The following is a 25,676-nucleotide window of genomic DNA, read 5'->3' as shown; positions in this document are numbered from 1 at the left end:
GAAGTAGCCCGTTCGGCGTGTATGTTCCGGGGCCGAGAGCCTTGGAAGGGACCGATCCGGTGAACAAGAAGCTTGCGGCCGCGCTGTCCGGCGGTGCGGTACTGGTGCTCGTGCTGTCCGGTTGCAGCGACGACGAGGGCAACAAGGTGGAGGACTGGGCGAAGGCGTTCTGCGACCAGGCGAAGCCTCAGATCCAGAAGCGGGCCAACGCCCACCAGATCATCATCTCGACGGCCGCCGACAGTAAGCCGGCGGAGATCCAGGCCGCGGACTCGAAGGCGTTCCAGGACATCGCCGACGCGGACCGCGCGCTCGCCAAGGCCGTAGAGGCCGCCGGCGCCCCACCCGTCGAGAACGGCGAGAAGGTCCAGCAGGACGCGATCAAGGAGCTCAACGCCACCGCCGTGGCCTACGAGGGGCTCAAGAAGGAAGTCGACGCGCTCGACCCGGCCAACCAGCAGAAGTTCGCGGACGGTCTCCAGGACGTCGCCGACGGGCTGACCAAGATCGAGAAGATGGACCAGGCGGCGCTCGCCAAGCTGGAGGAGGGCGAGCTGGGCCAGGCGATGGCCAAGCAGCCGGGCTGCCAGAAGCCCACGGCCTCGGTCCCGCCGAAGACCTCCGGATCGGCCACGGCCTCGCCGCAGTCCGGCGCGACCGCCTCGGCCAAGGCCTCCACCTCCGCGAAGCCCTCGACCTCCGCCAAGCCCAGCGAGGAGTCCTCGGAGTAGGCCTGGAGCCGATCCGGAACCACGTCCTCGGAGTAGCCCCGGAGCCGATCCGGAAACCACCCTCGGAGCGGGTCCGGAGCGGGTCCGGAGCGGTCCGGACCCGGTCCCAAGCACGCCCGTTGCAGGCCCTGGGGGCAGGCCCCGGAGCAGGCCCCGGGGTAGGTCCGGCGCAGGCCTCGGCCCGGTGGTGGCGGCCCGGTGGTGGCAGCGGCTGTCGGCCGTCTGCCTGCCGCCTGCCGCCAGTCTGCCGTCGGTCTGCGGCCGGGTCGGCCGCCCGGATGTCGGTGGCGGCCGTCACAATGGGATCCGTGAGTACGACCAGCCTGCCCCCCCGCCTCCCGGTGCCCGCGCACGCCGACCGTCTGCGCGAGGCACTGCTCGCCGCCGACTACACCGCCGACGGACTGCTCGACCTGCTCGGCGCCCCCGCCTACGCGGCGCTCGCCCGCAGCGAGACCGTGCCCGCCCTGCGTGCCACCCGCGGCGACTCGCCGCTGGAGACCCTCGTCCGGCTCTTCCTGCTCCAGCGGGCCGTCGACCATGCCAAGGCCGCCGCGGCGCTCCCGCTGGCCGAGGCCCTCGCCGACGGCTGGGTGGTCCGCGAGGACGACGCCGTGCTCGCCACGGTCGACATCCGGCCGTACGGCGGCCCGGACGGCGCCCAGGACGGCGGGAACTGGTTCATCGTCTCCGACCTCGGCTGCGCGGTCGGTGGCGCCGGGGGCATCGGGAAGAAGGCCGAGGGCGTCGTCCTCGGCGTCGGCGGAGCCTCCACCACGCTCGCCGGGATCACCGTCCGCACCCCGGTGTCCTCCGCGCTCGACCTCGGCACCGGCTCCGGCATCCAGGCGCTGCACGCCGCCCAGCACGCCACGCTGGTCACCGCCACCGATCTCAACGGGCGCGCCCTGGACTTCACCCGGCTCACCCTCGCCCTCTCCGGCGCCCGGGAGGCCGAGCTGCTCGAAGGCTCGCTCTTCGAGCCGGTCGACGGCGACACGTACGACCTGATCGTCTCCAACCCGCCGTTCGTCATCTCCCCCGGCGCCACGCTCACCTACCGGGACGGCGGGATGGGCGGCGACGACCTGTGCCGCACGCTCGTGCAGCAGGCGGGCGAGCGGCTCAACGACGGCGGATACGCCCAGTTCCTCGCCAACTGGCAGCACGTGGAGGGCGAGGAGTGGCAGGACCGGCTGCGGTCCTGGGTGCCGCGGGGCTGTGACGCCTGGGTCGTGCAGCGCGAGGTCCAGGACGTCACGCAGTACACGGAGCTCTGGCTGCGGGACAGCGGCGACCACCGGGGCGACCCGGAGGAGTACCGGCTGGCCTACGGGCGCTGGCTCGACGAGTTCGAGGCCCGCAAGACCAGGGCGATCGGCTTCGGCTGGATCACGATCCGGCGGAACGCGGCGGTGGAGGCCGGCCGCGCCGAGCCCTCGATCCTGATCGAGGAGTGGCCGCACCCCGTCGAGCAGCCCCTCGGCGACACCATCCGCGCCCACTTCGAGCGCCAGGACTACCTGCGGAGCCACGACGACGCCGCGCTGCTCGCCGACCGCTTCACGCTCGCGCCCGAGGTGATGCAGGAGCAGGTCGGGCTGCCGGGCGCCGAGGACCCCGAGCACGTCGTGCTCCGGCAGAACCGCGGCATGCGCCGCGCCACCAAGGTCGACCACGTCGGCGCCGGCTTCGCCGGAGTCTGCGACGGCACCCTCAGCGCCGGCCGCATCCTCGACGCGATCGGGCAGCTGATGGGGGAGGACCCGGTCATACTGCGGGACCGCACCCCGCAGGCGATCCGGCTGCTCGTCGAGGAGGGCTTCCTGCTGCCCGTCGGCGAGGACGGCGAGGCCGTCGGCCAGGGGAGCGGCGCTTGATACGGATCGAACTCGACGAGGCCTCGCTCGGGGCGACCCGGATCGCGATCAGCCCGCTGCGGGACGCGTTCTGCGCGGCCCACCTCGCGCTGCCGCACCGACACCCTTCCTGGCCGTACCAGGAGTGGGTGGGGCAGGCGCGCGAGGTGTGGCGCGAGGACGACCGGCTGCGCCCGCTGTGGGATCTGTTCGTCCCGGAGCGGGGCCAGGTCTCCGACTTCCTGCTGCCGCAACCGTTCGGCACGGTTCACGTCCGCGAGGAGCTCGACGCGCTGCGGGCCACCGACCACGCGTTCGTGCGCGAGCAGGTGGACGTCTGCTACCCGGGCATGGCCGACGAGCCCTTCGTACAGCCGTATCTGAAGGATCCGGAGGCGGCCTGCGCGGCGCTCGCCGAGGCGTACGCGGCCTGGTGGGAGGGGGCCATCGAGCCGTACTGGCCGACGATGCGCCGGCTCGTCGAGGACGAAGTGCTCGTCCGGGCCAGGACGTTCGCGACCGAGGGTGTCGACGCGCTCTTCGCGGGCCTGGAGACGCGGGGGCGGTGGGCCCCTCCCGTGCTCGAACTGACCAAGTACATCGACGTCGAGTACGCGCCCGGGGAGCGGCGACTCGTCCTCGTGCCGCTCGTCTTCGCGGAGGGCTGCCGGCTGTACTCGACGGACGACCCCGAGGTGGTCGCGCTCAGCTTCCAGGCCCGGGGCGCGGGCGCGCTGCGCGAACAGGCCGAGCCCGTCGCCGAGGACCGGCTCGGGCTGATGCTCGGCCGGGGCCGCGCGGCGGTCCTGCGCGAGCTGGGCGGACCGCTGACCACGGCGGGGCTCGCCGACCGGCTCGGTCTCGCGCCCAGCACCGTCTCCGAGCACCTGTCGGTGCTCTCGGAGGCCGGCGTGGTCACCCGGCACCGCGTCGGACGCTCGGTGTACTACCAGCTCACGGACACCGGCCGGTCGCTGCTCGCCCTGCTCGCCGGGGAGGACATCCTCAGAGCCGTGGCCTGAGCGGCGCCAGCGCCCGACGATTCGGGGCCTCCCGAATCGATGGCCCGGCCCCTCCACGGGCTTCTAGCGTCCGCCTCATGCTCGCAATCGAGGCGGACGCGCTGCGCCGCACCTACACCAGCAGGACCGGATGGCTGAAGCCCCGGCGGACCGAGACCGAGGCCGTGCGCGGCGTCACCTTCGAGGTGGCACCGGGGGAGCTGTTCGGCCTGCTCGGCCCCAACGGCGCCGGGAAGACCACCACCATCAAGATGCTCAACACCCTGCTCCTGCCGACCTCCGGCACGGCCCGGGTGTTCGGCCACGACGTGGCCCGCGACCCCGTCGCCGTACGCCGCAGGATCGGGTACGTCTTCGGCGGCGACCGCGGCCTGTACGACCGGCTCTCCGCGCTCGACAACCTCCGCTACTTCGCCGAGCTGTACGGCGTCGAGGCCCGCGACCAGAAGCGGCGGATCGCCGAACTCCTGGACCTGGTCGGGCTCGTGGGCCGGGAGAAGGAGAGCGTCGAGGGGTACTCGCGCGGCATGCGGCAGCGCCTCCACATCGCCCGCGGCCTCCTCCACCGCCCCGACGTGCTCTTCCTCGACGAGCCGTCCATCGGCGTCGACCCGGTCGCCGCCCGCGACCTGCGCCGCACGGTCGCCGACCTCGCCGCGGCCGGCACCACCGTCCTGCTCACCACCCACTACATGGCCGAGGCCGACGAGCTCTGCGGCCGGATCGCCGTGATCGCCGGTGGCCGGATCTGCGCCCTCGGCACGCCCGAGAGCCTCAAGTCCCGTGTGCGGGACCGGGACGTGCTGGAGATCGAGGCGTACGGGGTGGACGAGGAGCGGCTCGACCGGGTGCGGCGCCTTCCCGGCGTGCGGGGCGTGTCGGTCGAGGACCGGGGCGCGCTCCAGGTCGTCACCGTGCAGACCGGCCGGGGCTCCGCAGAGCTGCACGGGCCGGTGCTGGCCGCGCTCGACGGTCTGCGGATCGGCCGGGTCACGAGCCGCGAACCCTCCCTGGAGGACGCCTACATCACGATCGTGGAGGAGGCTGCGGGCGCCGTGGACCCCTCCGTGGAGCCCGCTGAGACCGCGGTGTCGGCCGATGCCGAGCAGCCTGCCGAGGCCGAGGAGCTTGCCGTATGAGGCGCGTCCTGCGGCTGGTCGTGGTCGGCGTGCGCACCCATGTCTCGTACATGTCGCGCTCCCCGATCGAGATCACCTTCGCCGTCCTCGTCCCGCTCGTCTACGCGACCCTCGCCGTCTACCTCTTCCGGGCCGCGGGCGACCCCGACCGGCTGCTCACCGCCTCCGTCGGCGCCGGGCTGATGGGCATCTGGGGCTCGGTGCTCTTCGGTTCGGGCGGCGCCGTGCAGAACCAGCGCTGGCTCGGCACCCTGGAGACCCTGGTCGTGGCGCCGGCGCCGCTCGCGCTCGTCCTGCTCCCGATCACCCTCGCGACCGCCGTCATCGGCACCTACGCGATGGGCGCGACGGTCCTCTGGGGCGTGGTCCTCTTCGGCGTCCCGCTCGACTTCGCGCACCCGCTGCTCTTCCTGCTCGCCGTGCCCGTCTGCGTCCTCGCCCTCGGCATGATGGGGCTCCTCCTCGCCGCCACCTTCGTCCTGCTGCGGAACGCCAACGCCCTGGCCAACCCGCTGGACACGCCCGTCTGGCTGCTGTCCGGGCTCCTCGTTCCCGTCACCGTGCTCCCCGACTGGACACAGCCGCTGTCCTGGGCGCTGCCCACCACCTGGGGCGCGCGGGCCGTGCACGCGGCGACCTCCGGCGGGGACGTCATCACGCCGCTGCTCACCGCCGCCGCGCTCGGGGCCGGCTACGCCCTGGCCGCCGTCCTCGTCCTCGGGCGGGTGGAGCGCCGGGCGCGCGCCGCCGCCACCCTCGCCCTCGCCTGAAAGGCCGGCCAGAAATGTTCCGTTTCCTCGCCACCGCCCGGCTCGTCGTCGTCGGCGGCACGATCTCCTACCGGGCACTCTTCAACTGGACGACCCCGCCGATGTTCATCGGAACGCTGCTGGTGGGGCCGCTTCTCCAAGTCTTCTTCTTCGTCTTCCTCGGACGGGAACTGGGCGTCGCCGACGACCGTTTCCATCTCGTGGGAAACGCCGTTCTCGCGGCTTCCACCTCCTGCGTGTACGGCGGCACGATGGCCGTGGCCAACGAGCGCCGGTACGGCACGCTCGGCGCCGTCCTGCTCTCGCCCCGGCACCGGGTCCCGCTCTGGATCGGCCGCGCCCTCCCGTACGTCCTCAACGGGCTGTTCGTCAGCGCCTTCGTGCTCACCGCCGCCGCGCTCGTGCTCGGACTGCCCGTGCCCGCCGGGGCACTGCCCGGGCTCGGTCTGGTGCTGCTCGCCGCCGCCGGTGCGTGCTCGGCCTTCGGGCTCGCGCTGGGGGCGCTCGGGCTCCGCTTCCGCGATGTCTTCCTGGTGTCCAACGTGGCGAGTTCGGGGCTGCTCCTGCTGACGGGCGCCGCCGTGCCGAGGGAGTCGCTGCCGGAGTGGATGCGGTTCGCCGGCGAGCTGCTGCCGCTCACGCACGCGGCGGACGCGGCACGGCGGCTGACCGCGGGAGGCGGCCTGGACGGGGCCCTGCTCGGGACCGAGCTCGCGGTCGGGGCCGGCTGGGCGCTGCTCGCCGTCGCCCTGCTCGCCGTCTTCGAGCGCGGCAGCAGGCGCCGGGCCACGCTCGACGTGATGTGACAGGAGAAGCGGGAGGGAGTGGGTCACTACCGGCCATCTTCGTGAAACCGTACGCGACGGTCCGCGTCGTTCACCCGGAATTCGCGCCCTCGATGCCCGGAGGTGTCAGCCTCGGCTGCGGGAGACGAGCGCGGGAGACCGAACCCCGCACAGGGACGGAACGGGGTACGGGCATGGAGAGCGGGCCGGCGATCTTCGCGGGGGCGGCGTTCACGCTGTTCGGAGGCGCGCTGCTGCTGTGGACCACCGTGCGGACACTGCACCGTGAGCCCGTGGCGTACGGGGTCGGGCCGCGGACGGCCCTGGCGGCCACGAGCCTCTTCGGCGCCGCCTTCATCCTCCTCGGCGTCTGGTGCTTCGGCCGGTTCTGAACCTCTCCCCGGAGCTCTCCCCGCATCCTCCCGGGGTCTCCCGCAGGCGCTCCGGCGCGTCGCCCGCTCCGCCGCCCGCCCCGCCCGACCGGGAGTCCGGGCGGCAGGAATGCCAGGACTCGGGTTACCGTTCGAGTGGCCGTTGCGGGCTTTCGCCGTTTGACACGGGGGCGGGTTGTACCGTCACACTCCGCAGCGACGGGAGCGTCACCGTCCGTGCCGCTGCCGTGCGTGCCAGTGCCGTACGTGCCAGAGAGTGTCGATCCGGAGAGAAGAGCGAAGTTGTCCCCGACCAGCGAGACCGCACACGGCGGCCGCCGACTCGTCATCGTCGAGTCGCCTGCCAAGGCGAAGACGATCAAGGGCTACCTCGGCCCCGGCTACGTCGTCGAGGCGAGCGTCGGGCACATCCGCGACCTCCCCAGCGGCGCCGCCGAGGTGCCGGAGAAGTACACCGGCGAGGTGCGCCGCCTCGGAGTGGACGTCGAGCATGACTTCCAGCCCATCTATGTCGTCAATGCCGACAAGAAGGCGCAGGTCAGGAAGCTCAAGGAGCTGCTCGCCGAGTCCGACGAACTCTTCCTCGCCACCGATGAGGACCGCGAGGGCGAGGCCATCGCGTGGCACCTCCAGGAAGTCCTGAAGCCCAAGGTCCCGGTCCACCGGATGGTCTTCCACGAGATCACCAAGGACGCGATCCGCGAGGCCGTCGCCAACCCGCGCGAGCTCAACCAGCGCATGGTCGACGCCCAGGAGACCCGCCGCATCCTGGACCGGCTGTACGGCTACGAGGTCTCGCCGGTCCTGTGGAAGAAGGTCATGCCGCGGCTGTCCGCCGGCCGCGTGCAGTCCGTCGCCACCCGGCTCGTCGTCGAGCGGGAGCGCGAGCGCATCGCCTTCCGCTCCGCCGAGTACTGGGACCTGACCGGCACCTTCGGCACCGGCCGCTCCGGTGACGCGTCCGACCCGTCCTCGCTGGTCGCCCGGCTGAACACGATCGACGGCAAGCGCGTCGCGCAGGGCCGTGACTTCGGCGCCGACGGCCGGCTGAAGTCCGACAGCGTGCTCCACCTGGACGAGGAGAAGGCACGGGCGCTCGCCGCCGCGCTCGCCGACACCGCGTTCTCCGTGCGGTCGGTCGAGTCGAAGCCGTACCGCCGCTCGCCGTACGCCCCCTTCCGCACCACGACCCTCCAGCAGGAGGCGAGCCGCAAGCTGGGCTTCGGTGCGAAGGCGACCATGCAGGTGGCGCAGAAGCTGTACGAGAACGGCTTCATCACCTACATGCGTACGGACTCCACGATCCTGTCCGACACCGCCGTGACGGCGGCGCGGGCGCAGGTCACGCAGCTCTACGGCGCCGACTACCTGCCGGAGAAGCCGCGCGTCTACGCCGGCAAGGTCAAGAACGCGCAGGAGGCGCACGAGGCGATTCGCCCTTCGGGTGATCGTTTCCGCACCCCCGCGGAGACCGGCCTGACCGGTGACCAGTTCCGGCTCTACGAGCTCATCTGGAAGCGGACCGTCGCCTCCCAGATGAAGGACGCCACCGGTAACTCGGTCACGGTGAAGATCGGCGGCCGGGCCGCCGACGGCCGTGACGCCGAGTTCAGCGCGTCCGGCAAGACGATCACCTTCCACGGCTTCATGAAGGCCTACGTCGAAGGCGCCGACGACCCGAACGCGGAGCTCGACGACCGCGAGCGGCGCCTGCCGCAGGTCGCCGAGGGCGACGCGCTGACCGCCGACGAGATCACCGTGGACGGCCACGCGACGAAGCCGCCGGCCCGCTACACCGAGGCCTCGCTGGTCAAGGAGCTCGAAGAGCGCGAGATCGGCCGCCCGTCGACGTACGCGTCGATCATCGGCACCATCCTCGACCGCGGCTACGTGTTCAAGAAGGGCACGGCCCTCGTGCCGTCCTTCCTGAGCTTCGCCGTCGTCAACCTCCTGGAGAAGCACTTCGGCCGGCTCGTCGACTACGACTTCACCGCCCGCATGGAGGACGACCTCGACCGCATCGCGCGGGGCGAGGCCCAGTCCGTGCCGTGGCTGAAGCGTTTCTACTTCGGTGAGGGCGACGGCTCCGGCGCGGGCGCCTCCGGCGGTGCGGCGGACGCGGGGAACGGCGACGGGGACCACCTCGGCGGCCTCAAGGAGCTCGTCACCGACCTCGGCGCGATCGACGCGCGGGAGATCTCCTCCTTCCCCGTCGGCAACGACATCATGCTCCGCGTCGGCAAGTACGGCCCGTACATCGAGCGCGGTGAGAAGGACCAGGAGGGCTACCAGAAGGCCGACGTGTCGGCCGACCTGGCACCCGACGAGCTGACCGTCGAGTACTCCGAGGAACTGCTCGCCAAGCCGAGCGGCGACTTCGAGCTGGGCACCGACCCGGTCAGCGGCCACCAGATCGTCGCGAAGGACGGCCGCTACGGCCCGTACGTCACCGAGATCCTGCCCGAGGGCACCCCGAAGACCGGCAAGAACGCGGTGAAGCCGCGGACGGCCTCCCTCTTCAAGTCGATGGCGCTCGACACCGTCACCCTGGAGGACGCGCTCCGGCTGATGTCCCTGCCCCGGGTCGTCGGCGCGGACGCCGAGGGCGTCGAGATCACCGCGCAGAACGGCCGCTACGGCCCGTACCTGAAGAAGGGCACGGACTCGCGGTCGCTCACCGAGGAGGAGCAGCTCTTCACGATCACGCTCGACGAGGCGCTCGCGATCTACGCGCAGCCGAAGCAGCGTGGCCGGGCGGCGGCCAAGCCGCCGCTGAAGGAGCTGGGCACCGACCCGGTCAGCGAGAAGCCCGTGGTCGTCAAGGACGGGCGCTTCGGCCCGTACGTGACGGACGGCGAGACCAACGCCACCCTGCGGACCGACGACAGCGTGGAGACGATCACGCCGGAGCGCGGTTACGAGCTCCTCGCGGAGAAGCGCGCCAAGGGACCGGCGAAGAAGGCCGCCAAGAAGGCCCCGGCGAAGAAGGCCACCGCGAAGAAGGCGCCGGCCAAGAAGACGGCCACGAAGACGGCGGCGAAGAAGACCACCGCCGCCAAGACGACGGCCGCGAAGAAGACCACGGCGGCGAAGACCACCGCCGCGAAGAAGACGGCCGCGGCCAAGAAGACCGCGGCGGCCCAGCCGGAGTAGTCGTTCCGAGGTTCGGAGCTAGTCGTTCCGAGTTCGGAGCTAGTCGTTCCGAGGTTCGGAGCAGGGTGTGCGGGAGGGGCGGGGGCCGGTGGCCTTCGCCCCTCCCGCGTCCGTCCTGTCACAGGCTCGTCCGGATGTTCGGTCGGAGGCCGCGGGGAGCAAGGGCGTCCGGATAGGGTGGACGGATGACGCGAGCAGAGCAGCCAGACCGCCTCGGCGATTCCGACGCCGCACTCGTCGCGGATTCCCAGGAGCGTGCCGTACGGGCCCTCCTGCGCCATCAGCCCTTGCGCAGGCTGTGGGGCGCCCAGGTCGCCGGCGGCGTCGGTGACGCCCTCGCCCTCCTCGTCCTCGTCCTCCTCGGCCTCCAGGCGGCCGTCGCCGCGGGTGCGCTCGGGGGCGGCTACCGCGGCGCTGCGTTCGCCGTGGCCGCCGTCGTCGGTACGCGCCTGCTCGCCACGGTCCTCTTCGGGGCCGTCCTGCTCGGGCCGCTCACCTCGCTCACCGGGCCCGACGGCCCGCTCGACCGCCGCTGGACCATGATCGGTGCCGACGGGCTGCGGATCGCGCTCCTCGTCATCGCGCCCCTGTGGATCGACTGGACCCCCGAGAACGCGCTCTGGTACGTGCTCGGCACCGTCTTCGTCACCGGAGCGGCCGAGCGGCTCTGGACGGTCTGCCGCGAGGGCGCCGCGCCCGCGCTGCTGCCCGCCCCGCCGCTGGAGGGCGACGCCGTGCGGCCGCTCCCCGACCACCTCGGCTCGCTGCGGCGGCTGTCCCAGCGCACCGGCTTCCTCGCGGTGCCCGCCGCGGCCGCCGTCCTGCTCGTCGCGACCCTCGTCGGCAATCTGCTCGGCGCCGGATTCGACTGGTTCTCGCTGCACCAGGCCGCCCTCGGTTCGTACGTGGCGGCCGGCCTGTTCGCCGCCTCCGTCACCGGCCTCTACGCGATGGCCCTGCCCGGCGGAGCCACGCCGAGGCCCCGCTCGCCGCTGGAGGGCCTGCGCCGCCCGCCGGTGGCCGGCGGCGCCGACTCCGCCGGCGAGGGCAAGAGCCGTGCCGCCGACAAGGGCCGCACCGGCGCCCTGCCGCTGCTCGTCCTGACCTGTGCCACCGTCGCCGGGGCCATCGCGGCGGCCGCGTCCCTCGCCGTGCTCCACGCGTACGGCCTGGGCGGCGGCCCCGTCACCTACGCGCTGCTGATCCTCGCGCTCAGCGGCGCCACCGCCGTCGGCATCCGCACCGCGCGCAAGGTCCTGCCCGTCCTGTCCCGGCGCCGGCTGCTCGCCCTCGCGACCGCCGTCACCGGTGTCGCGCTCATCGCCATGGGCCTGGTCCCGGACACGGCGACCGTGCTGTTCCTCGCCGTCCTCGCCGGGTACGCGGCGGGCGTCGCCGCCAACACCGGCCACACCCTCGTCGACCAGGAGACCGAGGAGCCGCGCCGGGCCCGGACCACCGAGCACCTCCAGGCCAACGCACGCGTCGGCATGGCCCTCGGCGCGCTCGCCGCGCCGCTGCTCGCCGCCGCCATCGGGCCGTACCGGCTCGCCTCCGGCGACTCCGTCATCGCGGAGGGCGGCGCCGCCTTCACGCTCGCCCTGGTCGGCGCGCTGCTGCTGCCCGTCGCCGCGCTCGTCCTCGCGAAGACCGACGACCGCGCCGGCGTCCCGCTCCGCCGCGACCTGCGCGACGCGCTGCGCGGCTCCGACCCGGCCCAGGCGCCCGCCGCGACCGGCTTCTTCATCGCCCTCGAAGGCGGCGACGGGGCCGGGAAGTCCACCCAGGTCCAGGCGCTCGCCGAGTGGATCCGGGCGAAGGGCCACGAGGTCGTCGTCACCCGCGAGCCCGGTGCCACCCCGATCGGGAAGCGGCTGCGCTCGATCCTCCTCGACGTGTCGTCGGCGGGGCTCTCGAACCGGGCCGAGGCCCTGCTGTACGCGGCCGACCGCGCCGAGCACGTCGACTCCCTGGTCCGGCCGGCCCTGGAGCGGGGCGCGATCGTCCTCTCCGACCGGTACATCGACTCGTCCGTGGCCTACCAGGGCGCCGGCCGCGACCTCTCCCCGACGGAGATCGCCCGGATCTCGCGCTGGGCGACGGACGGGCTCGTCCCGAACCTCACCGTGGTCCTCGACGTCTCCCCGGAGACCGCCCGGGAGCGCTTCACCGAGGCGCCCGACCGGCTGGAGTCCGAGCCGCCGGAGTTCCACGCGCGCGTGCGGGCCGGTTTCCTCGCCCTCGCGGCCGCCGACCCGAGCCGCTACCTCGTCGTCGACGCCGGGCAGGAGCCCGAGGACGTCACCACCGTCGTACGCCACCGGCTCGACCGGGTGCTGCCGCTCTCCGAGGCCGAGGTGAAGGCCGCCGAGGAGGCCCGCCGGAAGGCCGAGGAGGAGGCGCGGCGCCTGGCCGAGGAAGAGGCCGCCCGCAAGGCCGAGGAGGAGCGCCTGGAGCGCGAGCGGCAGGAGCAGCTCGCCAGGCTCCGCGCCGAGGAGGAGGAGCGCAAGCGGCGCGAGGAGGAAGAGGCGCGCCGTCTCGAGGCGGAGCGGCAGGCTGAGGAGGAGCGCCGCCGGGCCGAGGAGGCCAGGGTCGCCGCCGAGCTCGCCGCCGAGGAGGAGCGCAAGCGGCTCGCCGCCGAGGAGAAGGCACGCCTGGAGGAGCAGGAGCGCATCCGCAAGGAGGCCGAGGAGGAGGCGCGGCTCCGGGCCGAGGCGGAGGAGCGCCGCCTGGAGAAGCAGCGCAAGGCCGAGGAGGCCCTGCTCCGGGCGGAGGAGGCCCGCCGGATGGCCGAGGCCGCTGCCGCCGCCAAGGCGGCGGAGGAGGCCGCGGTGAAGGCTGCCGCGGAGAAGGTCGCCGCCGAGGCCGCCGCGAAGGCCGCCGCCGAGAAGGCCGCTGCCGAGCGGGCCGCCGCGGAGCTGGCGGCGGCGCAGCGCGCGGAGGCGGAGAGGAAGGCGGCCGCCGAGAGGAAGGCCGCTGCCGAGAAGGCGGAGGCCGGGCGTGCGGCGGCCGAGGCGAAGGCCGCCGCCGAGCGTGCCGCTGCCGAGAAGACCGCGGCGGAGAAGGCGGCCGCCGCGAAGGCCGTGGCGGAGAAGGCCGCTGCCGAGCGGGCCGCTCGTGCCACGGAGGTGTCGGCGAACGAGGTCACCGTGCCGACGCCGGTCGTGAAGCCGGACGCCGCGCGCGAGGCGCCCACCGTCTCGCCCGAAGAGGTCACCGTGGCCACCCCGATCCTGAAGCCGGAGGCCGAGACGGCCGTCCTGCCGCAGATCCGGGACCCGCGGGCCGTCGACGAGACCGCCGTCCTGCCCGCCGTACAGGATCCCCGAGATCCCCGAGATCCCCGAGATCCCCGGGAATCCCGGGATCCTCGGGTGTCCGACCCGGCCGACCGGGTGCCGCAGGGCATCTTCCGCGACGAGCGGCAGCAGCGGCCGGCGCAGCCGGACGGGGCGAACGACCGGACCCGTGAGCTGCCCCAGCTCGACGAGAACGGGCAGCCGCGCCGCCGTTCGGACTGGGCCGAGGAGACTCCCCTCGACGATCTGCCGACCCTCGCGGACGAGCTCTTCGGCCCGCACGACGACGAGAACGACGGCCGACGCCGCCGCTGATGCCGCGCCGACGGCGGCGGTCGTCACCGCCGCAGCGCCGACGTACGTACCGAGTGCTTCCGGGCCGATGGTGTAGCTAGCCCCACCATCGACTCGGAAGCCAGCTCCATACCGCTGTGACCTGCGCTTTTCTAGCGTGGTCGTATGACGACGACAGCAGTGACGGAGAGCGGTGCCGCCCTTGCCCTGGACGGGGTGAGCCGGTCGTACGGAGGAGGGGCGCCCGCGCTCGACGGGGTGAGCCTCGTCGTCCCGCGCGGGCGTTTCGTGGCCGTGATGGGCCGGTCGGGCTCCGGGAAGTCCACGCTGCTGCGGTGCGCGGCGGGCCTCGAACGGCCGACGGCGGGCACGGTACGGGTCGGAGGCACCGACCTCGCCACCCTGAAGGCGCCCGCGCTCACCCGGCTGCGGCGCGACCGCGTCGGCTTCGTCTTCCAGTCGCTGAACCTCGTCTCCGCCCTGAACGTTCGCGAGAACGTCACCCTGCCCCTGCTGCTCGCCGGCGCCCGTGAAGGCCGTGAGCTCGACGCCCGCGCACTGGCCGGTCTCGCCGCCGTGGGACTCGCCGACCGGGCCGAGGACGTGCCGGAGAACCTCTCCGGCGGTCAGCGGCAGCGGGTGGCGATCGCCCGGGCCCTCGTCAACGAACCCGAGGTCGTCTTCGCCGACGAGCCGACCGCCGCACTCGACCCGGTCACCGCCGCCGGGGTCCTCGCCCTGCTGCGGCGCGCGGTGGACGAGCGCGGCCGGACCGTGGTCCTCGTCACGCACGACCCGGTGGCGGCGGCGTGGACGGACGAGGCGGTGTTCCTGGAGCGCGGCCGGCTGGTCGGCCGCCTCGACAGGCCGGACGAGGCCGCGGTCCGTGCGGCCCTCGGCGCGCAGACCGGTCAGCACCTGGCGGTCGCCCGATGAGCGCGCTCGGGAACCCGGCGGTGAGGCTGCTCGCCGCCCGGTCGCTGCGGACGCACCGCAAGGCATGGGCGGCCGTCTTCGCGGCCGTCGTCGTCACCTCCGCGCTGCTCGGCGCGCTCGCCCTCGCGATCGGTTCGACCGCAGTCGGCCACGCGCACGTGGAGCGGTACGCCGCGGCGCCCGTCGTCGTCGCGGGCGACCAGGAGATCAGCTGGACGACCGACCCCTGGGGCAGCGAGCCGACGACCGTCTCGGCGGGGCTGACCGAGCGGGTACGGATCCCGGCCGCGGCCGTCGACGTCCTGCGCGAGGTGCCGGGCGTCCGGGCCGCGGTCCCGGACGACGTCTTCGTCGTACGGGAGCCGGGGACGGATACGGGTACGGGGACGAGTTCGGGGACCGGTTCGGGGGCTGCCGCCGGTGGCGGTGGCACGGCCTACACCGGGCGGTCCTGGGAGGCCGCCGCGCTCGCGCCGTACGCGCTGCTCGACGGGCGGGAGCCCCGTACGGCCGGAGAGGTCGTCGCCGGGACCGGCGGGGGAATGGGAACGGGGACGGAGACGGGGACGGAGACGGGGACGGGAGGCGGAGCCGGGGTTCGCGTCGGGGACACCGTGGCCGGGCGGAAGGTCGTCGGCGTGGCCGACGGGCCCGCCGCCCTGTACGTCACCGCGCAGGAGGCGCGGCGGCTCGCCGGGCACCCGGGCGCCGTGGACGCGGTCGGGGTCCTCGCCGAGCCCGGCGTCCCCGTGGACACCCTCCACGCGCGCGTGCGGGCGGCTCTGGACGACGCCGGGCTCAAGGACACCGCGGCGGGCCGCCCCCTCCGGGCGCTCACCGGCGACGGCCGGGGCGCCGCCGAGCACCTCGCCGCGCCGCCCGCCCGCACCGAGCTCCTCCAGATCCTCGCCGCCGTCTCCGGAACGGTTCTCCTCATCGCCGTCCTCGTCCTCTCCTCGCTCGTCGCGCAGGCGCTCGGCCAGCGCGGCCCCGAGCGGCAGCTCCTGCTCGCGGTCGGCGCGACGCCCCGTCAGGTGCGGGCCGCCGCCGGGCGGGAGGTGACCCGGGTGGCGGGCGTCGCGGCCGTGCTGGGCGCGCTGGCGGCCGTACCGGCCTTCCTGGCGGCGTGGTCGCTGCTGCGGGCCCGTACCGGAGTCGTACCGGAGGGGCTCGTCCTGCCCACGCCGCCCTGGCTGCTCGCCTCCGTGCTCGTCGTAGCGGTCGTCGTCGTGGGCACCGCCCGGCTCGTCGTCCTCTTCTCGACCCGCCGTGCGGGCCGGGCAGGCAAGGGCTCCGCACGCCGGATCAGCGGGCTCGTCCTGCTGGTCCTGGGCGCGGCGGCCGCCGTGACGGCCACCGCCCAGGGCGGCGAGGCGGCCGGCGCCGCGGCGAGTGCGGCCACGGTGACGCTCGTCTCCGGGTGCGCGCTGCTCGGGCCGTGGATCGCGCGGGGCGCGATGCGGTTCCTGGACGGGCCGCTGCGGCGGCTCGGCGGGGCGCCCGGACGGCTCACGGCGGCCGGCGCGACCGCGCACTCGCGGCGGCTCGGCGCCGCCCTCGTCCCGGTCGTCCTCGTCACCTCCTTCGCGCTGGTGCAGCTCACGGCGGGCTCGACCATGGGACGGGCGGCCGAGGAGCAGGCGAAGGCCGCGACCACCGCCGACCTCGCGGTCTCCGGCACGACGGCGGAGCGGGTGCGGAAGCTGCCGGGCGTGACCGCGGCGACGGACGTGCTGCGTTCGACGGTGGTCCTGGCCCGCACGGAGGCCGGTACGCCGCGCCTCGACCGGCTCCCGGTGCTCGGCGTGGACGCCGCCGGTCTGAAGGGCACGCTCGACCCGGGCGTCGTCGCGGGTGACCTGGCCGGCCTCAAGGCGCGCGGGACGGTCGCGGTCGGCGCGGACACGGCCGACGCGCTGGACGCGCGGCCCGGTGTGACGGTCGCCCTGCGGCTCGGCGACGGCACGGAGAAGCGGCTGCGGGTGGTCGCGGTGTACGAGCGCTCGCTCGCGCTCGGCGAGTTCCTGCTGCCGAAGGCCGAACTGGCCCCGCACATGACCGACCCGTACCCCGCGCGCGTGCTGGCGGCGACGGAGGACGGGGCCGCGGGTCCGGACGCCGCCGGCGGCGTCGTACCGGAGCGGGTGACGGCGGCCGGGGCCGAGCTGCACGGGATCGTCTCCGCGGCGATCGTCACCGCGATCGGCGCGCTGACCGTCCTCTCCGTCCTGAGCACCCTCGCCCTCATCGGCGCCGGCCGGCGCGGCGAGCTCGCGCTGCTGCGCCAGGTGGGTGCCTCGGCCGGTCAGGTGCGGTGGATGCTCGGCCTGGAGGCCGGGTTCCTGACGGCCACCGGCCTGCTCCTCGGGGCCGTGGTGGCCGCGCTGCCGCTGACCGCCTTCGCCTGGGCCCTGACCGGCGGGCTGCCCTACCTGCCGCCGGCGCAGGCCGGGCTGATCGCGGGGACGGTGGTCGTGACGGTGGTGGCGGGCGTGTTCCTGCCCGCCTCGGGGCGGCGCCTCAGGCGTTGAGGTACGCGAGCACGGCGAGGACCCGGCGGTGGCCGCCGCTGTCGCTCGGCGGCAGGCCGAGCTTCGCGAAGACGTTCCCGATGTGCTTGTGCACGGCCCGCTCGGTGACCACCATCGAGCGGGCGATCGTGCCGTTGTCGTGCCCCTGGGCCATCAGCTCCAGGACCTCGCGCTCGCGCGGGGTGAGGGAGTCCAGGGGGTCGTCGCGGCGCCGGGCGAGCAGCTCGGCGACGACCTCCGGGTCCAGGGCCGTACCGCCGGCGGCGACCCGCTCCAGGGCGTCGAGGAATTCGTCGACCCGACCGATGCGGTCCTTCAGGAGGTAGCCGACGCCCCGGGCGCCGCCACCGAGGAGCTCGGCCGCGTATGTCTCTTCGACGTACTGGGAGAGGACGAGCACCGGCAGTCCGGGCAGCTGCTCGCGCGCCGCGAGCGCCGCCCGCAGCCCCTCGTCGCGGAAGCCGGGCGGCAGCCGTACGTCGAGGACGGCGACGTCCGGGCGCTGCTCCAGGAGCAGCGGCAGGATCTCGGGGCCGGTGGCGGCGACGCCGGCCACCTCGTGGCCCGAGGAGGACAGCAGCAGCACCAGGCCCTCCCTGAGGAGGGCGTTGTCCTCGGCGATCACCACACGCACGGAAGCTCCACTTCGATCACGGTCGGGCCCCCTCGGGGGCTGGTCAGTCGTACGGTGCCGTCGAGCGCGGCGACCCGGCGGCGCATGCCCGTCAGGCCGGAGCCGCCGCGCTCGCCGGCCTCGGCCCCGCCGCGGCCCGCGTCCTCGACGAGGACGCGCAGGCCGGCGGGTTCGCGGAGGAGGGCGACGGAGGCGCGGGCGGCGCCACTGTGCTTGGCGGCGTTGGTGAGGGCCTCGGCGACGACGAAGTAGGCGGCGGCCTCGACGGCGGCGGGGGCGCGGGTCCCGTAGCCGCCGTTGCTCGCGTCGCTCCCGTTGCTCGCGTCGCTCCCGTTGCTCGCGTCGCTCCCCTTGCGCCCGTTGCCCTCGTCGTGGCCGCCATGGCCGTCGAGGCCGGTCACGGACACCTCCACCTCCAGGCCGCTGCTCGCGGCGAGGGCCCGCACGGCCCCGGTCAGGCCGCGGTCGGTGAGGATCGGCGGGTGGATGCCGCGGACGACGTGGCGCAGCTCGGCGAGCGCCTCTTCGGCCTGGTCCTGGGCGTCGTCGAGCAGTCTCCGCGCGGTCGCGGGATCGGAGTCGTACGCCCTTCTGGCCAGGCCGATCCGCATGGAGAGGGCGACGAGCCGGGCCTGTGCGCCGTCGTGCAGGTCGCGCTCGATCCGGCGGAGCTCGGCGCCGTGCGCGGCGACCGCGCCCGCCCGGGTGGCGGTCAGCTGCTCGACACGGGCGGCGAGCGCCGCGTCCCGGGCGGCGGACGGGGCCGGGGTGAGCAGCGCGCGCGCCCAGTCGGTCTCCAGACCGGCCAGCCGGCCGATCAGCGGCAGCACGAGCGGGCGGCGCCCCGCGAGCCCGGTCCACACCCCGTCGACCGGCAGCGCGCACGCCCACACCACGAGCGAGACGCACCACAGCGCCATGCCGTAGACGGCGTGCGCGGCGGCCCAGACCAGGTCCCGGTGCGTGCCGGGGTCGGTGACGGCGGTCCGCACGCGCGCGGGGAGGGGGCCTTCGAGCGGAAGGTACGCCTCCGGGACGGGCGCACCGGTCCTGGCGGCGGTACGGCTCCGCTCCCGGCCCGCGAGCAGGCGCAGCAGCAGGACGCTCTCGGGGAGGACCCCGGCGCCGATGACGGTGAGGGTGAGGAAGGCGGTGAAGAGGGCCACGGCCGCCATCAGCTGACAGAGCACCGCGAACACGGCCCCGATGAGCAGATGCCACCAGGCCCGGGCCGCTTCCTTGATCGCCTCGCGCATCCCGACAGGTTAGGCGGCAGACCCGACGGACACGGTGGTGCAGGCTCCACCATCGGTCCGGGGGTGGGCACGGCTGTGCCGGAACGGATCCGCGACGAAGATCGAATCAGTACTCCTCGCGAGTACGACCACCCACTCCTCGCGAGTACGACCACCCACTCCTCGCGAGTACGACCCACCCACCCCTCCCCTCTGGAGATCATCATGCGGTTCCTGCTCTGGCTGCTGTTCACGGCCGGCGTCCTCGTCAACGCCTTCGTCAACATCCTCTCGGGCTGGACGGGTGCCGCGCACATCGCGGCGAGTGTCGTCTCGGGCGTGCTCGTGCTCGGCTCCGCGGTCGGCCTGTGGCTGACCCGCACGCCCGCCGGGGGCAGGGCCCGCGGCGCGGTCTGACGCCCGGTCGGCCCGGCTCGTCAGAGCGCTGCCCCACAATGGAGGGCGTACCTGAGGAGGGGCAGACATGGCCGTATGGGACGACCTGGTCGGACAGGCGCGGGTCGAGGAGCAGCTCGCCGCCGCCGCGCGCGACGCCGACGTGTTCGTGACCGCCCATGCCGCCGGAGAGCCCGCCCCCGCGGCGTCGAAGATGACCCACGCCTGGCTGTTCACCGGCCCGCCGGGCTCCGGGCGGGCGACCGCGGCGCGGGCGTTCGCCGCCGCGCTGCAGTGCGTGAGCCCCGACCGGGCGATGGGCGGGGTCCCGGGCTGCGGATTCTGCGACGGCTGCCACACCACCCTCGTCGGCACCCACGCGGACGTGGAGATCGTCCGTACGGACCTGCTGTCCATCGGTGTGAAGGAGACGCGCGAGCTCGTCCGGCGCGCCCAGCTCTCGCCCGCGGGCGGCCGCTGGCAGGTGATCGTCCTGGAGGACGCCGACCGGCTCACCGAGGGCGCGGGAAACGTCCTGCTGAAGGCGATCGAGGAGCCCGCGCCGCGCACGGTCTGGCTGCTCTGCGCGCCCTCCATCGAGGACGTGCTGCCGACGATCCGGTCCCGCTGCCGGCACCTGACGCTGCGGACGCCGCCGGTGGAGGCCGTGGCGGACGTGCTCATCCGGCGCGACGGCATCGAGCCGGAGGCGGCGCACGCGGCGGCCCGCGCGACCCAGGGGCACATCGACCGGGCCAGGCGGCTCGCCACCGACGAGCGGGCCCGCGCGCGCAGGGCCGTCGTCCTCAGGCTGCCGCTGCGGGTCGGGGACATCGGCGGCTGCCTCAAGGCCGCACAGGAGCTGGTCGACGCGGCGGCCGAGGACGCGAAGCAGGTCGCGGAGGAGGTCGACGTCAAGGAGACCGAGGACATGAAGGCGGCGCTGGGCGCCGCGCAGGGCGGACGGATGCCCCGCGGCACGGCCGGTGTGATGAAGGAGCTGGAGGACCGGCAGAAGCGGCGAAGGACGCGCACGCAGCGCGACAGCCTGGACCTCGCGCTCACCGACCTGACCGGCTTCTACCGCGACGTCCTCGCGCTCCAGCTCCGCTCCCGCTCGCCCATCGCCAACGCGGACGTGCGGGACGCGCTGGAGCGGATCGCCCGGGACAGCGCGCCGGAGCGGACCCTGCGCCGCATCGAGGCGATCCTGGCCTGCCGGGACGCCCTCGACCGGAACGTGGCACCGCTGCTCGCGGTGGAGGCGATGACGATGGCGCTCCGCGACTGACGCCTTTCGAGGGCGGGCTAGGCCCTGGCGTCGACCTCCCGCCTGCTCTGCGACGCCATGCACGCACTCTCGCCGCACCGGGCGCAGACCCGCGTACATCCAGTACGCGGGCCCGCGCCCGGCACGCCGAGAGCACGCACCTGAGGCGGCAGAGCCCGCCCTTCGGGCGGACGACGGGAGTTCGACGACAGGACCTAAGGCCCCGGCGCGATTGGACACGGTGCGTACCCGTCCGGATACGCTCCGGGAATGGACTCCAGGCGTTTGCTCCGTACGTCCGCCACGGCCCTCGCGGCCGCCGGGCTGATCCTCTCCGGCTGCACGGGCGGAAGCGACGCCGCAGCGTCCCGGACGACGACGGAGGCCGCCGCCCGCGCGTCCGCGTCCGCCGCGCCCGACAGTGAGGCGCTGGAGAAGTACTACGGGCAGAAGCCGAAGTGGCGGGACTGCGGGGTCACGGGCTTCCAGTGCGCGACGCTGCTGGCCCCGCTCGACTACGCGAAGCCGGACGGCGGTGACGTCGAGCTGGCGGTCTCGCGGATCAGGGCCACGGGCCCGGGCAAGCGGCTCGGCTCGCTCCTGGTCAACCCGGGCGGGCCCGGCGGCTCGGCCGTCGGCTACCTCCAGGGGTACGCGGGCATCGGCTACCCCGCCGCCGTCCGCGCCCGCTACGACATGGTGGCCGTCGACCCGCGCGGGGTCGCCCGCAGCGCGCCGGTCGAGTGCCTGACGGGCCCGCGGATGGACGCGTACACGCAGGTGGACCAGACCCCCGACACGGTGGCGGAGACCAACGCGCTGAGCGCGGCCTTCAAGGAGTTCGCGGCGGGGTGCCAGAAGCGCTCGGGGAAGGTCCTGCCACACGTCTCCACCGTCGAGACCGCCCGGGACATGGACATCCTGCGCGCGGTGCTCGGCGACGAGAAGCTCACGTACGTCGGGGCCTCGTACGGCACCTTCCTGGGTGCCACGTACGCCGAGCTGTTCCCCGACAGGGTGGGCCGGCTGGTCCTCGACGGGGCGATGGACCCGTCCCTGTCCGCGCTCGACCTCAACCGTGACCAGACGGCCGGCTTCGAGACCGCCTTCCGCGCCTTCGCCGCCGACTGCGTCCGCAAGGAGGACTGCCCGCTGGGTACGGAGTCGGCCGCGGCGGCCGGGGAGGCGCTGAGGGCGTTCTTCCGTGACGTCGACGCGAAGCCGGTGCCGACGGGGGAGAGCCGCGAGCTCGGCGAGTCGCTCGCGACGACGGGCGTGATCGCGGCGATGTACGACGAGGGCGCCTGGCCCCAGCTGCGGGAGGCGCTCACCAGGGCGATCGGCGGCGAGGGCTCGGGGCTGCTGGCCCTGGCCGACAGCTACTACGAGCGGGAGGCGGACGGCACGTACGCCAACCTGATGTACGCCAACGCCGCCGTGAACTGCCTCGACCTGCCGGCCGCCTACACGGGTCCCGCCGATGCCGAGAAGGCGGTGCCGTCCTTCGAGAAGGCCTCCCCGGTCTTCGGCGAGGGCCTCGCCTGGGCGGCCCTCAACTGCACCTACTGGCCCATGCGGCCCACGGGCAGCCCCCACCGCATCACCGCCGAGGGCGCCGCGCCGATCCTCGTCGTCGGCACCACCCGCGACCCGGCCACCCCGTACAAGTGGGCCAGGTCCCTGGCCGCCCAGCTCTCCTCGGGCACCCTCCTGACCTACGAGGGCGACGGCCACACCGCCTACGGCCGGGGCAGCGACTGCGTCGACACGGCCATCAACGCCTACCTCCTGGAAGGCACCCCTCCACAGGACGGAAAGCGCTGCTCATAGCCGTGATCCGGGGGTGGTCGGAGCACCCCCGGAAACTGTGTAGACTTGGCCGCGCTGCTGCACCCAACATGGGTCTGCACGGCAAGCCGCCTTAGCTCAGCTGGCCAGAGCAACGCACTCGTAATGCGTAGGTCTCGGGTTCGAATCCCGAAGGCGGCTCGGAATTACCCCAGGACTCACTCGCCGTGACCTGGGGTTTTTTCATGCCCGGGTGCGGCTGCGGCCCCCGGGCGGGTGTCAGGGCCCCTTGCTTGGCTCATTGGTCTAGTCCAAACTGATCGATTGACGAAGCCTCCGCGGAGTCGGCCATGCACAGCCCGCAATGCCACCGCCGGTCTTGATCGACACGTCGCGGTCATCGGATGAGGGGGATGCCATGTCAGAGAGGACGGCGGCCACGGGGCTTTCCCGGGGAGGTCCGGCAGGCGAGGCCGGGGCGTTCGGGGCGCGGCTCCAGGAGTTACGCGGGCGGGCCGGGCTGAGCCAGGAGGTGGCGGCGGCGCGGGCCGGGATCAGTACCAGGGCGCTGCGGGACATCGAGCGCGGCCGGGTCCGGCGGCCCCAGTCGCGGACCCTCCAGCGACTGGCCCAGGCGCTGGGGCTGAGCAACGGCGAGCTGGCCGACCTGCTGGCCACCGCCGGTACCGGGCCCCCGCGCGACGCCGGGCGGCCGCGCCTGCTGATCCTCGGTCCGCTCTCCCTCCAGAGCGGCCGGACCCCCGTCCCCGTCACCAGCCCGATGCTGCGCCGGCTGCTCGGGCTCCTCGCGCTCAAGCACCCCGAGCCCGCCACGCAGCAGGAGATCACCGACACGCTCTGGCCGTCCGGGCCGCCCAGCTCCCACCAGAGCCTCGTCCACACCTACGTCAGCCAGGTCCGCCGGCTCCTCGAACAGGGCGCCCTGCGGACCGTCCCGCCCCCGACCGTCGTCCGGACGCCCATCGGCTACCTGCTGGAGGCCCCCCGGAACCAGATCGACCTCGGCCACTTCGACGACCTCCTTGCCGAGGCCGAGCGCCTGCACCGCGCGCCCGACCCGCGCGCCGCGTACGAGGCCCTGGCGCGGGCCCTCCAGTGGTGGCGCGGCCCCGTGCTCGCCGACGGCGACCCGGTGCTGCGCCAGCATCCCGCCGCCGTGGTCGCCAACGAACGACGGGTCAAGGCCGTGCTGCTGCACGCCGACACCGCACTGCTCCTCGGCCGGCCCGAGGAGGCCGTCCCCGTGCTCTGGGACATGGTGAACACCGAGCCCCTGCACGAGGGCCTGCACGCCCGGCTGATCCTCGCCCTCGCCAGCTGCGGGGAACAGGCCGCCGCCCTCAACGTCCACAACCGGCTGCGCGACCGCCTCGACGAGGAGCTCGGCATCGCCCCCAGCGCGGAGGTCCGCGACGCCCATCTGCGAGTGCTGCGCCAGCAGCTTCCCCTCGCGCAAAGACGGGTCGAGCAGCCCGCGTCCCCCGAGAGCCCCGGGCCCGCCGGTCGCGCGGTGGCCACCGGCCGTACCGCTCCCAGCGGGCCGCTTCCCGCCCAACTCCCCGCCAGCGCCGGCTCGTACGTCGGACGGCGGCGGCAGATGCGGGAGCTCGACGCCCTCGTCTCGCCCGACCCCGCACGGCGCTCGCACCTCGTCGCCGTGGTCGGCGCCCCCGGCGTCGGCAAGACCGCCCTCGCCAAGCACTGGGCCCACGCCCGGCGCGAGCACTTCGCGGACGGGCAGCTCTTCGTCGACCTGCGCGGCCACTCGCCGCTCCCGACCCTCCGCCCCGGCGACGTCCTCGCACAGTTCCTCCGCGCCCTCGGCGCCCCGCCCGACCAGCTGCCCGCCGACGAGGACGAGGCCGCCGCGCTGTACCGCACGCTGCTCGCCGACAAGCAGATGCTGATCGTGCTGGACAACGCCCGCGACGCCGAACAGGTCAGGCCCCTCATCCCCGGCGCCCAGGGCTGCGCCGTGGTGATCACCAGCCGCAGCCGGCTCGCGGGGCTCGTCGCGAGCGACGGCGCCCGCCAGCTCGTCCTGGACGTGCTCGACCCGGACGAGGCCCGCCAGCTCCTCGGCGGCACCATCGGCGAGAGCCGGGTCGCCGCCGAGGAGGAAGCGGCCCGCAGACTCGTGCGGCTCTGCGGAGGCCTGCCGCTCGCCATCAGGATCGCCGGCGCCAACCTCCTCGCCCGCGACGCCGGCATCGCCGACTACTGCGCCGAGTTGGCCGGCGACGACATGCTCAGCCGGCTGCGCATCGAAGGAGACCGGCGCTCCACCGTGCGCGCCGCCTTCGACCTCTCCTACCGCGCCCTCCCCGCCGCGGCCCAGCGGATGTTCCGGCTCCTCAGCCTCGTCCCCGGTCCCGACGTCACCGCCGCCGGCGCCGCGGCGCTCGCGGACTCCGCCCCGGCCGAAGCGGCCCGCCTCCTCGTGAGCCTGACGAACGCCCACCTCGTACGCGAACGGGCCGCCGGCCGCTTCGGCATGCACGACCTGCTCCGCTCGTACGGCCGCGAGCTCGTCAGCCGCGAGGAGGCGCACGCCGCCCGGCGGCGGATCTTCGACTGGTACCTCCACCACACCGACGCGGCCGCCCGGCTGCTCTATCCCGGGGCGGGGGTGGAGCCGTCCGGCGGGGCCGCTCCCTCGTCCACGCCCGTCTTCGCAGGGCGGCGCGAGGCCTCGGAGTGGCTGGACAGCGAGCGGGAGAACCTGGCGGGCGCCGTCCTGCAGGCCTCCGGCGCCGGCTTCACCTCCCTCGCCTGGCGGCTGGCGGAGAGCCTGCACGACTACCTCTCGGTGGGGATGTACACCGGCGACTGCCTCAAGGTCGCGACCGCCAGCCTGTTCGCCGCCGTCGCCGAGGGCGAGCTGCGGGCCCAGGCCGCCGCGCAGCTGCGGCGCGCCGAATGCCACTGGGTCCTGGCCAACACCGCACAGGCGCTGGAGCTCTTCGGCAGCGCCCTGGAACTCGCGCGGCTGGCCGACTGGGACGAGGGACAGGACCTCGCGCTGCGCCGCATCCGCGCCGCGTACCAGGAGGGCGGCGGCATGAGGCCGGCCTGCGACCACCGTTCCCAGGCGCGGCGACTCACCCGGCGCGGCAGCGGGCTGGAGCCCGCCAGGGGCGACGCAGGTGAGGTCGGTGACCTCGGCGACGTCCGCGACGTGGGGCTGACCTGCTGAGGGTCGCTGTCCCGCGCCCGAGGCCCGGGCGGTCGGGCGGTCGGGCCGCCTCCGGCGGCAGGACCATTACTCCGGCAGTTGCCCCGGTTCTGCCGGTCCCCGCGGGCCGTTCTGCGGCTACCGGCAGAACCGTAGGTCAGGGGCGGTGCGGGCGGTGCTCCGGGGGCTTCCGGTCCTCTGGTCCCGCTGTAGGAGCCCGCCCAGCCCGGAATCGTACGGTGGCCG

17 protein-coding genes and 1 tRNA gene are annotated in these 25,676 nt (G+C 74.4%); 16 read left to right on the top strand and 2 right to left on the bottom strand.

Annotated features, from left to right (window positions below; translation table 11 throughout):
- The first annotated feature begins 59 nt into the window (after nucleotides 1–59).
- From IE124_RS15190 to IE124_RS15140, 11 genes are all read left to right on the top strand, one after another.
- On the top strand, nucleotides 60–731 hold the full coding sequence (locus tag IE124_RS15190) for a prolipoprotein diacylglyceryl transferase (RefSeq protein WP_189508292.1): 672 nt from the start codon (nucleotides 60–62) through the stop codon (nucleotides 729–731).
- Between the two features lie 299 nt (nucleotides 732–1,030).
- The gene (locus IE124_RS15185; protein ID WP_189508291.1) at nucleotides 1,031–2,611 is read left to right on the top strand and encodes a N5-glutamine methyltransferase family protein; all 1,581 of its coding nucleotides are present in this window, start codon (nucleotides 1,031–1,033) and stop codon (nucleotides 2,609–2,611) included.
- Nucleotides 2,608–3,612 carry an ArsR/SmtB family transcription factor gene (locus IE124_RS15180; RefSeq protein WP_189508290.1) on the top strand — a complete coding sequence of 335 codons (1,005 nt, stop codon included), beginning with the start codon at nucleotides 2,608–2,610 and terminating at the stop codon, nucleotides 3,610–3,612. The genes IE124_RS15185 and IE124_RS15180 overlap by 4 nt, the downstream gene beginning before the upstream one ends.
- 77 nt (nucleotides 3,613–3,689) lie before the next feature.
- A complete protein-coding gene (locus IE124_RS15175) occupies nucleotides 3,690–4,751 on the top strand; it encodes an ABC transporter ATP-binding protein (protein ID WP_189508289.1) in 1,062 nt (353 codons plus the stop codon).
- Nucleotides 4,748–5,521, top strand: a complete 774-nt coding sequence (locus IE124_RS15170; protein WP_189508288.1) for an ABC transporter permease — start codon at nucleotides 4,748–4,750, stop codon at nucleotides 5,519–5,521. The genes IE124_RS15175 and IE124_RS15170 overlap by 4 nt, the downstream gene beginning before the upstream one ends.
- Before the next feature lie 14 nt (nucleotides 5,522–5,535).
- Entirely contained in the window at nucleotides 5,536–6,327 is a 792-nt protein-coding gene (locus tag IE124_RS15165) for an ABC transporter permease (protein ID WP_189508287.1), read from the top strand.
- A gap of 173 nt (nucleotides 6,328–6,500) precedes the next feature.
- On the top strand, nucleotides 6,501–6,698 hold the full coding sequence (locus IE124_RS15160; protein ID WP_189508286.1) for a hypothetical protein: 198 nt from the start codon (nucleotides 6,501–6,503) through the stop codon (nucleotides 6,696–6,698).
- Between the two features lie 282 nt (nucleotides 6,699–6,980).
- Nucleotides 6,981–9,851 carry a type I DNA topoisomerase gene (gene topA / locus IE124_RS15155; RefSeq protein WP_189508285.1) on the top strand — a complete coding sequence of 957 codons (2,871 nt, stop codon included), beginning with the start codon at nucleotides 6,981–6,983 and terminating at the stop codon, nucleotides 9,849–9,851.
- Between the two features lie 185 nt (nucleotides 9,852–10,036).
- On the top strand, nucleotides 10,037–13,465 hold the full coding sequence (gene tmk, locus IE124_RS15150; protein ID WP_189508284.1) for a dTMP kinase: 3,429 nt from the start codon (nucleotides 10,037–10,039) through the stop codon (nucleotides 13,463–13,465).
- A 144-nt stretch (nucleotides 13,466–13,609) separates the two neighbouring features.
- Nucleotides 13,610–14,380, top strand: a complete 771-nt coding sequence (locus IE124_RS15145) for an ABC transporter ATP-binding protein (protein WP_189508283.1) — start codon at nucleotides 13,610–13,612, stop codon at nucleotides 14,378–14,380.
- Entirely contained in the window at nucleotides 14,377–16,911 is a 2,535-nt protein-coding gene (locus IE124_RS15140; protein ID WP_189508282.1) for an FtsX-like permease family protein, read from the top strand. The genes IE124_RS15145 and IE124_RS15140 overlap by 4 nt, the downstream gene beginning before the upstream one ends.
- Here IE124_RS15140 and IE124_RS15135 read toward each other — a convergent pair.
- Together IE124_RS15135 and IE124_RS15130 are read right to left on the bottom strand one after the other, a co-directional pair.
- Nucleotides 16,901–17,545, bottom strand: coding sequence for a LuxR C-terminal-related transcriptional regulator (locus IE124_RS15135; RefSeq protein WP_189508281.1), 645 nt, complete (start codon nucleotides 17,543–17,545; stop codon nucleotides 16,901–16,903). The two genes, IE124_RS15140 and IE124_RS15135, sit on opposite strands and share 11 nt — an antisense overlap.
- Nucleotides 17,533–18,801, bottom strand: a complete 1,269-nt coding sequence (locus tag IE124_RS15130; protein ID WP_189508279.1) for a sensor histidine kinase — start codon at nucleotides 18,799–18,801, stop codon at nucleotides 17,533–17,535. Before IE124_RS15130 ends, IE124_RS15135 begins: the two co-directional genes overlap by 13 nt.
- A 204-nt stretch (nucleotides 18,802–19,005) precedes the next feature.
- Here IE124_RS15130 and IE124_RS15125 point away from each other — a divergent pair, with 204 nt between their 5' ends.
- The 5 genes from IE124_RS15125 to IE124_RS15105 all read left to right on the top strand — a co-directional run bounded on the left by IE124_RS15125 (nucleotide 19,006) and on the right by IE124_RS15105 (nucleotide 25,451).
- A complete protein-coding gene (locus IE124_RS15125; protein WP_189508277.1) occupies nucleotides 19,006–19,197 on the top strand; it encodes a hypothetical protein in 192 nt (63 codons plus the stop codon).
- A gap of 67 nt (nucleotides 19,198–19,264) precedes the next feature.
- Nucleotides 19,265–20,467: a DNA polymerase III subunit delta' gene (locus IE124_RS15120; RefSeq protein ID WP_189508275.1), complete on the top strand. Its 1,203-nt coding sequence runs from the start codon at nucleotides 19,265–19,267 to the stop codon at nucleotides 20,465–20,467.
- Nucleotides 20,468–20,716: 249 nt separating this feature from the next.
- On the top strand, nucleotides 20,717–22,276 hold the full coding sequence (locus tag IE124_RS15115; RefSeq protein WP_189508273.1) for an alpha/beta hydrolase: 1,560 nt from the start codon (nucleotides 20,717–20,719) through the stop codon (nucleotides 22,274–22,276).
- A gap of 85 nt (nucleotides 22,277–22,361) precedes the next feature.
- Nucleotides 22,362–22,435, top strand: a tRNA-Thr gene (locus IE124_RS15110).
- Nucleotides 22,436–22,652: 217 nt separating this feature from the next.
- Complete coding sequence (locus tag IE124_RS15105) at nucleotides 22,653–25,451, top strand: BTAD domain-containing putative transcriptional regulator (protein WP_189508271.1); 2,799 nt, start codon at nucleotides 22,653–22,655, stop codon at nucleotides 25,449–25,451.
- Nucleotides 25,452–25,676 lie beyond the last annotated feature (225 nt).

The sequence above is a fragment of the Streptomyces narbonensis genome, assembly GCF_014649015.1.
Classification (GTDB): domain Bacteria; phylum Actinomycetota; class Actinomycetes; order Streptomycetales; family Streptomycetaceae; genus Streptomyces; species Streptomyces narbonensis.
This window is presented reverse-complemented; position numbering and strand designations above follow the sequence as displayed.

Bases quoted from the DNA above. Each gene is read 5' to 3' on its own strand.
- IE124_RS15185 (WP_189508291.1), top strand. From the start codon at position 1,031: ATGGGATCCGTGAGTACGACCAGCCTGCCCCCCCGCCTCCCGGTGCCC.
- IE124_RS15175 (WP_189508289.1), top strand. From the start codon at position 3,690: ATGCTCGCAATCGAGGCGGACGCGCTGCGCCGCACCTACACCAGCAGG.
- IE124_RS15170 (WP_189508288.1), top strand. From the start codon at position 4,748: ATGAGGCGCGTCCTGCGGCTGGTCGTGGTCGGCGTGCGCACCCATGTC.
- IE124_RS15165 (WP_189508287.1), top strand. From the start codon at position 5,536: ATGTTCCGTTTCCTCGCCACCGCCCGGCTCGTCGTCGTCGGCGGCACG.
- IE124_RS15160 (WP_189508286.1), top strand. From the start codon at position 6,501: ATGGAGAGCGGGCCGGCGATCTTCGCGGGGGCGGCGTTCACGCTGTTC.
- tmk (WP_189508284.1), top strand. From the start codon at position 10,037: ATGACGCGAGCAGAGCAGCCAGACCGCCTCGGCGATTCCGACGCCGCA.
- IE124_RS15145 (WP_189508283.1), top strand. From the start codon at position 13,610: ATGACGACGACAGCAGTGACGGAGAGCGGTGCCGCCCTTGCCCTGGAC.
- IE124_RS15140 (WP_189508282.1), top strand. From the start codon at position 14,377: ATGAGCGCGCTCGGGAACCCGGCGGTGAGGCTGCTCGCCGCCCGGTCG.
- IE124_RS15130 (WP_189508279.1), bottom strand. From the start codon at position 18,801: ATGCGCGAGGCGATCAAGGAAGCGGCCCGGGCCTGGTGGCATCTGCTC.
- IE124_RS15125 (WP_189508277.1), top strand. From the start codon at position 19,006: ATGCGGTTCCTGCTCTGGCTGCTGTTCACGGCCGGCGTCCTCGTCAAC.
- IE124_RS15120 (WP_189508275.1), top strand. From the start codon at position 19,265: ATGGCCGTATGGGACGACCTGGTCGGACAGGCGCGGGTCGAGGAGCAG.
- IE124_RS15115 (WP_189508273.1), top strand. From the start codon at position 20,717: ATGGACTCCAGGCGTTTGCTCCGTACGTCCGCCACGGCCCTCGCGGCC.
- IE124_RS15105 (WP_189508271.1), top strand. From the start codon at position 22,653: ATGTCAGAGAGGACGGCGGCCACGGGGCTTTCCCGGGGAGGTCCGGCA.